The sequence below is a fragment of the Streptomyces torulosus genome, assembly GCF_001419765.1.
GTDB classification, from domain to species: Bacteria; Actinomycetota; Actinomycetes; order Streptomycetales; family Streptomycetaceae; genus Streptomyces; species Streptomyces torulosus.
The window spans coordinates 1-13,569 of record NZ_LIRK01000364.1 but is presented as its reverse complement, the minus strand read 5'-3'; the positions used below and the strand labels follow the sequence as shown (position 1 = coordinate 13,569).

At 74.9% G+C, this 13,569-nt stretch carries 2 protein-coding genes; both read left to right on the top strand.

Annotation, left to right across the window (positions count from 1 at the left end):
- On the top strand, nt 1-7,784 hold a 7,784-nt coding region (locus tag AOK23_RS24920), incomplete at its 5' end, for a polyketide synthase (protein ID WP_157878145.1).
- A partial coding sequence (locus tag AOK23_RS50215) for an SDR family NAD(P)-dependent oxidoreductase (RefSeq protein WP_240496543.1) occupies nt 7,781-13,569 on the top strand: 5,789 nt, incomplete at its 3' end. The genes AOK23_RS24920 and AOK23_RS50215, both read left to right, overlap by 4 nt.

The following is a 13,569-nucleotide window of genomic DNA, read 5'->3' as shown; positions in this document are numbered from 1 at the left end:
CCCCCATGTCCGACGGCGACGCCCCGCCGCCCGCCGAGGAGACGACGGCGCCCGGCGGCGCGACCGTCCTCGACCTGTTCGCCGCCACCGTCGCCGCCCGGCCCACGGCCACCGCCGTCCGCAGCGGCGCCCGCACCCTCGACTACGCGGCTCTCGAGGCCTGGGCCGACGCGATCGCCGCCCGTCTGCACGACCAGGGCATCGAGTCCGGGTCGGTCGTCGGTGTCCTCCTCGACCGGGGCATCCCGCTGCTCCCGGCCCTGCTCGGCATCCTCCGCGCCGGGGCGTCCTTCCTGCCCCTCGACCCCGGACACCCCACCGACCGGCTGCGCGGCTACACCGAGGTCGCCCGGTGCGACCTGATCCTCACCGACCCCGCCACCCACGCGCTCGGCGCCTCCCTGGGCACCGCCCTGCTCGTACCCGAGGCGGACGGGTCGGCACCGGCCGTGTCGCCGACCGTCACCGCGGACGACCTCGCGTACACCCTGTTCACCAGCGGATCCACGGGCACCCCCAAGGGCGTCGAGATCGAGCACGGGGCGCTCGCCGACTTCCTCACCGGGATCGGCGAACGGCTCGGCACCTCCGCCGACGACGTCGTCCTCGCCCATACGACGGTCGCCTTCGACATCTCCCTGCTGGAACTCCTGCTGCCGCTGACCGTCGGCGCCGAGGTCGTCCTCGCCTCCCGCGAGACGGCCCGCGATCCGCGGCGCCTCGCCGAACTGGCCGACCGGGTGACCGTCGCCCAGGCCACCCCCAGCATGTGGCGGCTGCTGCTGGCAACCGGCTGGACCCCGCCCGCCGACCTCACCGTCCTATCGGGCGGCGAGGCCCTCCCCCGCAGCGTCGCCGAGAGCCTGCACGCCACGGCCCGAGCCCTGTGGAACCTGTACGGGCCCACCGAGGCCACCATCTGGGCCTCCGCCCACCGCGTCACCTCCGTGGGCACCTTCGTCCCGCTGGGCGAACCGCTGCCGAACCTGCGGCTGCACGTCCTGGACGAGCACCTCACCCCCTGCGCACCCGGTACGGAGGGCGCGCTGTGGATCTCCGGCACCGGCCTCGCGCGGGGCTACGCCCACCGGCCCGACCTCACGGACGACGCCTTCACCGTCCACCCCGGGACCGGGGTACGCATGTACCGCACCGGCGACGAGGTACGGCTCCACGCCGACGGCGCCCTGGAATGGCTCGGCCGCGCCGACGCCCAGGTGAAGGTGCGGGGCAACCGCATCGAGCCCGCCGAGATCGAGCAGGTGCTGGAACGGCTCCCCGGCGTCACCGCGGCCGTCGTCGTCGCCGCACGCTTCGAGGGCCGGGGCGAGCCGCGTCTGACCGCCTATCTGGTGGGCGACGACCTGCCCGCGAAGGACCGGTTGGACGAGCACCTCGGCGCCACCCTGCCCGAGTACATGGTGCCGGACGCGTACGTACGGCTCGACGCCCTGCCCCTGACCGACAACGGCAAGGTGGCCCGCGCCCGACTGCCCCGGCCCACACGCGACACGATCCTGCGCACGGACACGACGACCCTCGCCCCGGACACGACGCCGGCCACCGAGGGTGCCGTCCTCACCGGCGAGGCGCTGACCGTGCTCGTCGCCCGCGTCTTCGGCGACGTGCTGGGACAGGCCGACTTCCCGGCGGACGCCAACTTCTTCGATCTCGGCGGTGAGTCGGCCAATGCGACCGTCGCCGCCGTGCGCCTCGGCCGGGAGCTGGGCGCGGAGATCACCGCCCCGTCGGTCTTCGCGACCGGTACCCCGGCCAAGCTGGCGCGGCTGCTGGCCGACGAAGGCGTGGTACGAGTCGCCCGACCGGCCTCGCGGGCGCAGACCCCGGTCGATGCCGCCGCGCCCGTACGGGAGACGGCCGAGGCAGGGCAGGGGACCCGGACCGGCGTGGCGGAATCCGCACGGGCCGAGGCCCGACCGGTGCGGGAGAAGGCGCCCGAGACGGTGCGGGGCGAGTCGCCCGAGGCAGCGCGGGAGGAGGCGCCCGAGGGGGCCTTGGCCGTGGTCGGGATGGCGTGCCGGTTCCCCGGCGCCGCCACGCCGGACGAGTTCTGGCGCAACCTGGCCGACGGGGTCTCCAGCGTCGGTGACGCCCCGGCGGGCAGGCGCGGCTGGGCCCGGCTGTGGACCGGCGCCGAGGCGGACGCGATACCGATGGGCTGGGTCGACGGCGTCGAGTACTTCGACCCCGCACGCTTCGGCCTCACCGACCGCGAGGCCCGTCGCCTCGACCCCCTGCAGCGGATGCTCCTGAGCGTGACCGCCGAGGCACTGGAGAGCGGCGGCCACGACCACACCTCGCTCGGCGGCGACACCGGCGTCTTCGTCGGCACCATCGCCAGCGACTTCCCGGAGCTGGTCGCCCGGAGCATCGGCCACAGCGACCCGCACGTCGCCACGGGCACCGCGATCTCCATGGTCGCCAACCGGCTGTCGCACGTCTTCGACTGGTCGGGGCCGAGCATGGCCGTCGACACGGCGTGCTCGTCGTCCCTCGTCGCCCTCCACCAGGCCGCCGTCCACCTGAGGTCGGGCGACATCGACGCCGCGGTGGTCGGCGCCGCCAACCTGGTGCTGACGCCGGACAAGACGCGGTCCTTCGCCCGCAACGGCATGCTGTCCCCGCAGGGGGTGTGCCGGGCGTTCGACGAGGGCGCCGACGGCTATGTCCGCGGAGAGGGCTGCGGCGTCGTCCTGTTGAAGCGGCTCACGGACGCCCGCCGCGACGGTGACCCGGTGCTCGCCGTGATCCGCGGCACCGCCGTCAACCACACCGGCGGCAGCGCCGGCTTCCTCACCGCGCCGAGCAGACCCGCCCAGACGGCGGTGCTGCGCAAGGCGCTCGCCGCCTCCGGCGTCGCCCCCGGAGACATCGGCTACGTCGAGGCGCACGGCACCGGCACCCAGCTCGGTGACCTCATCGAACTGGAGGCGCTGCACGCCGTCCTCGGCGGGTCCGCCCGGCCGGTCGCCGTGGGGTCGGTGAAGACGAACATCGGCCATCTGGAGCCCGCCGCCGGCATCGCGGGGCTCATCAAGACGATCCTCGCCCTCCAGGCCGGAACCATTCCGCCCTCCCTCCATCTCACCGACCCGAACAAGTCGTTCGACTTCGCGGCCTCACCGCTGTTCGTGGCCGACCGGCCGCTGCCCTGGGAGGGACCGAGGATCGCCGGCGTCAGCAGCTTCGGTTTCGGCGGCGCCAACGCGCACGTGGTCGTCGAGGCCGCGCCCCCGACACCCGACCAGGCCGCGGACCGCGACCGGCTGCCCCGGCTGGTGACCCTCTCGGCCGCATCGGACGACGCGCTGCGCACCCTCGTGCACCGCATGGTGCTGATGCTGCGCTCCCCGTACTGCCCGTCCCTGAGGGCGCTGAGCGAGGCGAGCCGCAGGCGTACGCCTGCGGGGCACCGGCTCGCCTGCGTCGTCGACAGCCTGGAACAACTGGAGGACAAGCTGCGGCTGTTCCTGGCCGGCGTGGTCGACGCCCGCTCCCTCCACCTGGGAGTGGTCGACGGTTCGACGAGCACGGAAACCGCTACGGTCACGGACGGGGCGGGGCGGGAGGAACTGGAGGCGACGGCACGGCGGTTCGTCACCGGCGCCGCCCTCGACACCGGGCCCGGACGGGCCGGCGTACGCTTCCCGACCGAGCCCCACGACGAGAAGTACCTGTGGCTGGAACCGGCCGCCACGTCAGCACCTCAGGAGGTTCCGCGCGCCGACGTACCCGCCGGGGCCGCCACGACCGGGCGCACGACCCACTCCTGGGCGCGGCTGCCCGAGGCCGACGAGCACGTCGTCCTCGGCAGGCCGACCCTGCCCGGCGCGGCCTACCCCGGCAAGGTGGCCGAACTCGTCGGCCGGGAACGGTTCGGCCTGCGCGATCTGACGTTCCGCAAGGCCGTCGAGACGCCCGCCACCCTGTCGGCCGAACGCGACGGAACACGCCTCGGCTTCCGGGACGGCGACGGAGCGCTCGTCGCCACCGCCGAACTGACCGAACCCGAGCAGCCGGCACTCCGCGTCCCGCCGGCCGCCGACGGCTTCACCCCCGTCGAACTCGGGTCGCTGTACCGTGCCTTCGCCCGCGACGGACTCGCCTACGGCTCCGCCTTCCGGACCGTCGCCGCGCTCTCCACCGCACCCGGTCGGGCGACGGGGACGCTCCGCGCCACGTCCGCACCCGAGGGCGTGGTCGACGCCCCGCTCCTCGACGGCGCCTTCCAGATCGCCCTCGCCGCGTGCGGCGCGCAGGGCCTGTACGTGCCGTTCGCCGTGGAACGGCTCACCGTCCTCGGCCCGGTCCCGGCCACGGCCCGTGTCCACGCCCACCGCGAGAGGGACACCGGGCCCGACTCCGGCCTGCTGACCGCGAGTCTGGTGATCCTCGACGGCGACCGTCCGGTGCTGGAGGCCCGCGGCATCACCTGGAAGCGGCTGTCGGGCACGCCCTCGCCCGGTGCCCCGAACCCCGTCACGGCCCGCAGCGCCGACGCCGCTCCCGCGAGGCCCGCGGTACCGGCCGCGCGGAGCAACGGTCACCGTCCCGCGCCCGCCCCGCCGGGCCCGGGCCGGGGACGAGGTGACGGCCTCGACGCCACGCTGGCCCGCTGGGTGGCGGACGCCCTGGAGAAGGGGGTCGACGAACTGGAACCGGACCGCCCGCTGCAGGAGCAGGGGCTCGACTCCGTCCTCGCGGTCGCCCTGGCGCAGGACATCCGCACCAGGCTCGACGTCGACATCCCGGTCACCCTCGTCCTGGAGACCGGAACGGTCGACCGGCTCACCGCAGAACTCCGCGAGGAGTACGGCGTCACCCTCGCGCCCGGCGCCGCCGACGGCCCCGACACGCCGGCACACCCGGCGGAGCCGGACACCACTGCCGCCCCCGGCGTCCAGTGGGAGGATCCCCTCGCCCCGGCCGCACCGACCGTCACCCCGGCGGGAACGGCCCTCACCCCGCCCGAGCCGACCGTCGCCGCCGCCCCCGCTCAGCCGACCGTCGCGCCGGTCTTCGCTGCCGACCCACCGGCCGTCAACCCGGCCGAGCCGACCCTCGCCCCCGCCGTCGGCGGTGCCGACCCCGAGCGGCACGACATCGCCGTCATCGGCGTCGACGGTGTCTTCCCGAGCGCCGCCGACCCGGGGGAGTTGTGGCGGGTCCTGCTCGGCGGTGAGGACTGCCTCCGTGAGGTGCCCGCCTCCCGCTGGGACATCGACGCCTACTACGGCACCGACGGCGAGCCCGGCACCGTCTACCTCAGGCGGGCCGGCTTCGTCGACGGGCTCACCGACTTCGACCCCGGCTTCTTCCGGCTGTCACCCGCCGAGGCCCAGTGGATCGACCCGCAGCAGCGCCACCTGATCCAGTCGGCCTGGCGTGCCCTGGAGGACGCCGGGCTGGCCGGCAGACCGCACCGCTCCACCGGCGTGTTCGTGGGCGCCAGTTACCAGCACTACCGCGACCTGGTCGTCGACGACGTCGTGCAGACCGCGGCCGGCCTCGGCAACCACAACGCGATCCTCGCCAACCGGCTCAGCTACTTCCTCGACCTGCACGGCCCCAGCATGACGGTCGACACGCTGTGCTCGTCGTCGCTGGTGGCCCTGCACACGGCGGTGCGCAGCATCCGCGCCGGCGAGTGCGAGCAGGCGATCGTCGCCGGCGTGCACCTGGGGATGTCGCCCCAGTACTTCCAACTCGGCTCACGACTCAGGTCGTTCTCGCCCACCGGCAGGTCACGCGCCTTCGACGCGGGCGCGGACGGCTTCGTCCCCGGCGAGGGCGTCGTCGCGGTCGTGGTGAAGCCCCTCGCGGCGGCGCTGCGCGACGGGGACCGGGTACGCGGGGTCATCCGGGGGACCGCGGTCAACCACGGCGGCCGTACGAGCGGCCTGACGGTGCCCAGCGGCGCAGGGCAGCAGGAGGTCGTGGCCGCGGCTCTGGCGGACGCGGGAGTGTCCCCGGAGTCGATCGGTCTGGTCGAGGCGCACGGCACCGGAACGGGGCTGGGCGATCCGATCGAGGTGGAAGGGCTGATGCGGGCGTGGCGCCGCTTCACGGCGAGGTCGCAGTTCTGCGCGCTCGGCTCCCTCAAGAGCAACATCGGCCACCTGGAGCCCGCCGCCGGACTCGCCGGACTGGTCAAGGTCCTGCTGGCGCTGGAGCACCGGGTGATCCCGCCCACGGCGAACGTGACCCGCCCGAACGACCACATCCGCTTCGAGAACACGCCCTTCTACCTCGCGGACCGGCCCGTCGAGTGGCCGCGGGGGAGCGGGCCGCGCCGGGCGGCGGTCAGCGCGTTCGGCATGGGCGGCGTCAACGCCCACGTCATCGTCGAGGAGGCCCCCGACACGCCCGCCCCCTCGGGCCCGGCGCAGGACAGCCATCTCCTGCGTGTCACCGGCGCCGACGAGGCCGCCGTACGCGCCCTGGCCACCGCGTACGCCGACCACGTGGCCCTCACCCCCGAGGACCGGCTGGGTGACGTGGCCTTCACCGCCAACACCGGCCGGGCCGCCCAGCGTCACCGGGTCGCCGTGCGGGGCGCCACGGCCCGCGAACTGGCCGACCGCCTCCACGACGTCGCGGCCGGCCGCACACCCGTCGTCCGGTACACCGGCAGGACCGTCACCACGGCCTTCCTGTTCACCGGCCAGGGCTCCCAGTACCCCGGCATGGGCCGCGGCCTGTACACCACGGAGCCCCGCTTCCGCGACGCGCTGCACGCCTGCGCCGACCTCCTCGTCCCGCACGTCGACGTCCCCCTCCTCGATCTGCTGTGGGGCGACGCCCGGCACCTGCTGGAGCAGACCCGGTACGCGCAGCCCGCCATCGTCAGCGTCGAGGTGGCCCTGACCCGCTACCTGGAGGCCACCGGGGTGCGCCCCGACGCCGTCGCCGGGCACAGCCTCGGCGAACTCACCGCCGCCTGGTCCGCAGGGGTGCTCTCGCTGCCCGATCTGCTCCGGCTGACCGCCCTGCGTGGACGGCTCATGCAGGACCGGCCCTCGACCGGCGCCATGGCCGTCGTCCACACCGACACCGACACCCTCATCGACGCGCTGCGTGCCCGTCCCGGCCTGGAGATCGCCGCCTACAACGCGCCGAACGTGCACACCGTCACCGGTCCGGCCGACACGCTCGCCCGCTTCCGCGAGGACACCCCGCACCGCACCCAGCTCCTCCCGGTCAGCCACGCCTTCCACTCCGCCGACATGGAACCGGCCGTCGCGCCGTTCGCCGAGGCCGTGGCCGCGACCGCCCTCAAACCGCCCGTCGTCCCGTTCGCGTCCACCCTCACGGGGACCTGGCACACCCCGGACTCCGCCGTGGACGCCGGGCACTGGGCCGAGGCCATCCGCCGGCCCGTCCGCTTCACGCAGGCGCTGGCCGCCCTCGCGGAGACCGACCCGGGGGCCGTCTGGGAGATCGGCCCCCACCCCCACCTCACGCCCCTGGCCCGTACGACCCTCGCCGAGCCGCACCCCGTCTGGCTCACCACGCTCCAGCGCGGGCGGGGCGACCAGATCCAGCTGCACACCGCCCTCGCCGCCCACCACAACCTCACGGGCGCCGACCTGAACTGGCCCGCGCTCCACGAGGACAAACGGCACCGCACGACCACCCTGCCCGTCTACCCGTTCCACCGAGAGCCGCTGGCCGCGCCCCCCGCACGTCGCCGCGCAGTGACGAACGCCGTCAGCCACCCGCTGTTCGACCGCCACTACGAGCACCGGAGCGAGGGACAGTGACGCAGCGAGCCGAGACGTACGAGAAGACCTTCGCGGGGAGCGAGCCCCTCATCGCCCAGCACCGCGCCCGGGGCACCGGACTGCTGCCCGCCGCGGCGCAGTTGGAGATGGCGATGGTGGGCGTGGCCCGGCTCGGGCCGTTCGCACCGCTGGAACTGACCGACGTGGCCTTCCTCAGGCCCCTCACCCTCACCGACGACGCCACGGCGGCCGTCCGCCTCGACGTCGTCCACGACCCGGACATCCGCTTCGAGTTGAGCACCGTCACCGCCGGGGAACGCAAACAGCTCTCCACCGGCCGCGGCCAGCCCCTCCCGTACGACACACCCCCGGGGGCCGTCCCGCGGATCACCGTCCGCCGCACGATCACCCCGGACGACCTGTACGCCGGCTGGTCGCGGGCCGGCCTGCGGTACGGGCCCGACTTCCGCACCGTCCGCGAACTCAGCGTCGGCGAGGGCACCGCCCGCGCCGTCCTGCGCAGCGACGCCGAACCCCTGCCCTGGTTCGCCCACCCCCTGCTGACGGACGGCGTGTTCCAGGTCATGAGCTGCGCCCTCCAGGACCTCGACGCAACGACCGGGCCGCGGCCCATGCTGCCGATCGGCGTCGCGCGTGTCGCCGTCCACACCGATCTGTCGGCCCTGGCGTCCGGGGCCACCGTCCTGGCCCGCCGCACCGGGGTCGCGGGCGCCTACTCGACGGGCGACGCCCTGGTCCTCGGGCCGTCGGGCGAGGTCGCGGCGGAGTTCACCGGAGTCCGCATGCGCAGTACCACCGAAGCGGGACGAACCGCCGCACCGAGCGGGCGCGCCGCGCGGCTCGTCTCCCGCATCCACTGGCGGCCCGCTCCCGGCCCGGCCCGCCACGCCGCGCAGGGCACCTGGGTGGTCCTCCACCACGGCGACGCCCTCGGCCGGCGCACCGCCGGGCGACTGCGCGCCGACGGCGCCCGCGTGGTGGAGGTCGGCCTCGGCACACCCGCCGCCCCCCGGCCGTACGAAGCCGCCGGAGCGCTCCAGGACGACCGGCTCGTCCTGCCGCACGCCGACGAGGGCGCCTTCCGGCGCCTGTGGGAGCACATCGGGGACCCGGTCGCGGGAGTGGTGCACCTGTGGAACGCCGGTGCGACGGACGGCGACAGGGACGAGAACACCGAACTCGGCGCCGGTCTCTACGGATGTCTCGCCGCCCTGAAGACGCTCGGCGAACGGCAGCGCAGGTCCCGTTTCCTCGTGGTGACCCGGCACGCCCAGCCGGTGGGCCACGACGATGTGCCGGTGCCCGCCCGCGCCGCCCTGTGGGGACTCGTCCGCACGGCGGCCATCGAGTACCCCGGCCTGCGCCCCCGGCTCGTCGACCTCGACGACACCTCCGACGACGCGTTCACCGCGGAACTCGGCGACAGCCCCACGGAGACCGGAGACGGCACCGCCACGACGTACGACGGCCCGACGGAGGTCGGCTACCGGAACGGCGTCCGCCACGAACCCGCCCGCGTGTTCGACACACAGGCCGGCCCCCCGGCTGTCCGGCCCATCCGGCGGGGCGGCCGCTATCTCGTCCTCGGCGGACACGGGGGACTGGGTCTGGAGGTGACCCGCCGCTTCGCCGCGGAGGGCGCGGGACTCGTCGCGCTCGTCAGCCGCAGCGGCCGACCGGGAGCCGATCAGTCCCACCCGGTCGACACCGGCCCGGCGGGATGCACCGTCGTGTCGTACGCCGCCGACGTCACCGCCCCCGGTGAACTGCGCGCCGTCGTCGAGCGGATCCGCGACGAGCACGGCGAGCTGCACGGCGTGGTCCACGCGGCGGGCACCCTCAAGGACGGCCTGATCCGGTCGACCACCGCCGAGGACATCACCGCCGTCCTGCGGCCCAAGGTCTCCGGTGTACGCGAACTCGCCGCCGCCGTCGCCGGCACGGACCTCGACTTCGCCGTGCTGTTCGCCTCCGTCTCCGGAACCTTCGGCAACCTCGGCCAGGGCGGCTACGCCGCCGCCAACGCCTACCTGGACGCGTTCGCCCACGCGCACGGCACGCCCTGGCTCAGCGTCGACTGGGGCCTGTGGGGCGAGGTCGGCATGGGCACGGCGGTCGCGGACCAGCTCCGGCGCCGGGGCGTCCGGCCACTGGGCACGGCCGAGGCCCTGGACGCGCTGATCGCCGTGCTGGGCGGGGACGCCCGCCAGGTGGTCGTCGCCCACCCCGACGCTTCGGAAGCCGGACCTGACGGGGACGAAGGGAACGCCACCGCCGCCACCCGGCAGCCGACGGGCGCGGACAGCGGTGAACTGGACGCCGTACACGTCGCCGAGGGACGGGAACGGGTGGAGGACGCGCTGGAGCGCTTCCTCGCCGAGCGGCTCGGCGTGTCCTCCTTCGACCGCCGCGCGCCCCTCGCCGATTACGGCATGAGCTCCATCATGAGCGTCGAGCTGTCCGAGGAACTCTCCCGCCGTTGGGGCCTCCATCTCCCGGCCACCCTCTTCCTGGAGCACGGCGACTTCGCCGACCTCGCCCAGGCGTTGACGGACCGGTACGGGGCGGCCGGCGCGGTCGCACCCCCGGCCGCCGACGGGACCCCGGAACCGACGGACCCCACCGCACGGGACGCGCGGAAGACCGAGGCCGAGCCTGGCGCGGGGGACGGGAGGCAGTCTGGGGCCGAGCCTGGCGCGGAGGGCGGGAAAGAGTCCGGGGCCGAGTTCGAGGACGTACGGACCCCTGAGCCGAAGGCCGGGTCGGTCGGGCGGCCCCGGCGGGCGGCCGGCCGGGCCGGGCGGGACATCGCGGTCGTCGCCGTCTCGGGGGACCTGCCCGGCGCACCGGACGTGGCCGCCCTGTGGCCGCTGCTCCGCTCCGGCGGACACGCGTTCACCGAGATCCCGGCCGAACGCTGGGACATCGACGCGCACTTCGAGGCACGCGGCCCCCACATGACGGGCACCTACTGCCGCACAGGAGCCTTCCTCGACGACATCGACCGCTTCGACCCGTCGTTCTTCGGCATCTCCGTACGCGAGGCCGAGGAGATGGACGCCCAGCAGAAACTGCTGCTCGAACACGCCTGGGCGGTACGCGACGAGAGCGGCCTCGCCGGTCGCCGCGACATCGGCGTCTTCGTCGGCGCCACCTACACCCACCACCGCGACGCCCGCGGCCTGGACACCGTCGGACCGCACACCGCCCTCGGCTCCCTGAACGCGGTGCTGGCCAACCGCGTCTCGTACGCCCTCGACCTGACGGGCCCCTCCCAGACCGTCGACACCCTGTGCTCCTCCTCCCTCGTCGCCGTCCAGCAGGCGATCGCCGCACTCCGCTCCGGGACCTGCGGTGCCGCGATCGTGGCCGCCTGCCACGTCGGGCTCACCCCTTGGTACTACCGCAGCCTCAGCCAGCTCGGGGCCCTCTCCGAGACCCTGCCGAGGCCGTTCGACGAACGCGCCGACGGGTTCGTCCCCGGCGAGGGAGCGATCGCCGTCATGCTCCGGCCCCTGGAGGACGCCGAGCGCGACGGTGACACCGTCTGGGGCGTCATCCGGGGGACCGCCGTCAACCACGGCGGCCGCGGCAGCGCCCTGCCCGTGCCCCGCAGCGAGGCACAGACCGCCGTCATCCGGGCCGCCCTCGACGACGCCGGCGCGGCCCCGGCGGACATCTCCCTGATCGAGACCCACGGCACCGCGACCCGGCTGGGCGACCCGATCGAGATCGCCGCGCTCACCGAGGTGTTCGGCGCCGACCCGGATCGTCGTACTCCGCTCCACCTCGGCTCGGTGAAGGCCAACGTCGGCCATCTGGAACCGGCGAGCGGACTGGCCGGACTGGTCAAGGTGCTGCTGTGCCTCAGGCACGGGGAGATCCCGCCCCTCGCGGGCCACGAGACACCGGGAACGCACCTCGACCTCACGGGTGGGCCCTTCGTGATCCCCACGCGGCGCACACCGTGGCACTCCGACACGCCGCGCCGTGCCGGGATCAGCGCCTTCGGCATGGGCGGCACAAACGCCCACATCGTCGTGGAGGAGTACGCCGCTCCGTCCGCACCGGACGCCCTCGCGCACGCTCCGCTCGGCGAGTACCTCCTGCCGCTGTCCGCGCACACACCCGAGGCCCTGGTCCGACGCGCGGCGGACCTGGAACGGGCGCTGCGCGCCGAACCGTCCGCCGCGGGCGCGCTGTGCCGGTCGGCCGCCATGGGACGCGACCACCTGCGCCACCGGGCCGTGGTCCTCGGCACCACGGCCGACTCCCTGCCGGCCGGGCTCGCCCGGATCGCACGCGGAGACCGAGAAATCCTCGGGGACGGGGAGTTGCACGGCATCGTCCTGCGTGACGGGACGGTGCTGGTCGGCGCCGAGCGTCCCGCCGACGCCGCACTCGCCGCCCGCCTGGCCCCCTTCACCTCGCACACCCCCGACCGGATCGCGGCCCAACTCAAGCTCCCGGAGGACCGGTTGAGTACGGGGCTGGCCTTCTTCCACGTCGGCGGCGGAGTCGTCGACTGGCGTCAGGTGTACGAGGGAGCGCCGACCCGTCGCGTCGCGCTGCCGCCCTACCCCTTCCGGGCCGAAGCAGCCGTCGCGCCCGCCACGGGGACGGAGACCACGGACCGGGGCGCACGCCAGGACACGGCCGACGTGACGGGGATCGTCCAGCGGCTCTCCCGTGCCCACCGCGTGTTCGGTGAGGACACGCTGCCGGGGGCGCTGACGCTGGCCCTGGCTCTCCGCAGCGCCGATGTCCTGAGGCGGGTCGGGTTCGTGAGCCGCGGCACGGGCTCCCACCCCCTCCTCAGTGACCTCAGCGACCTCGACGGCCTCGCCCGCACCGGGCCGGTGACCTTCCGGCACGGCGGTCGGATCGTCGCCCGCCTGGAGACGGGCCGCGCGGACGAGGTGCCGGCCGGCACGTTCGGCGACCACGACATCGACGCCCTGCGCGCGGGGCTCGACCGCACCCTCGAACCCACCGGTCTGTACGCCTGGTTCGCGGCCAAGGGCATGGACTTCACCGCCCCTCTGCGTTCCCTCACGGAAGTGCGCTTCGGTGCGGCCCGGGTGCTGGCCCGGGTCGACGTCCCCGCCGGTGACGCCCTGGAGAGGGCCGCGGTCGCCCTGGACGCCGCGCTCCAGAGCATGGCCGTCCTGACGCTGGCCGATCCGGCCGCGGTGTCGGCGGCGTACCTGCCGGTGTCCATCGGGCGCGTCGTACGGCTGGACGATCCCGCGCGGGCCACCCATGTGCTGCTCGACGCCGACGACACCACACCGGACGGGGTACGGCGCGGACACGCCGCCCTGCTGTCCGCGGAGGGCCGCGTCCTGGTGCGCCTGGAGGACATGGAGTACCGGACGGCGGCGGCCGGGGCCCGGCAAGCGGTGAACGGCGCAGCCGTGACCGCCCCCTCGCCCACGCCTGCCTCCGCAGCCGCGCCTTCCTCCGCGCCCGCGGCCGGGGCCGGAATCGAGGCCGCCGTGCTGGCCGTCGTGCGGAACGTCCTGCACGATCCGAGCGTCACACCCACCACCTCCCTCTCCTCCGCCGGCCTCGACTCCATGCTGGCGACAGCGGTCGCGGCGGAGATCGAGGAGAACCACGGCGTACGGCTGAGCCCCACGGACGTCCTCGACGCGGCGGACTGCCGCGCCCTGGCCGACCACGTGGCCGAACGGACCGAGGCACCCCGGCCCGCCACCGCCCTCACCGCAACGACGGTCACCGCCACCCGCGCCCCCGAGCCCGATCGCGGACTCACACCTGAACCCGCCCCCCACCCCAA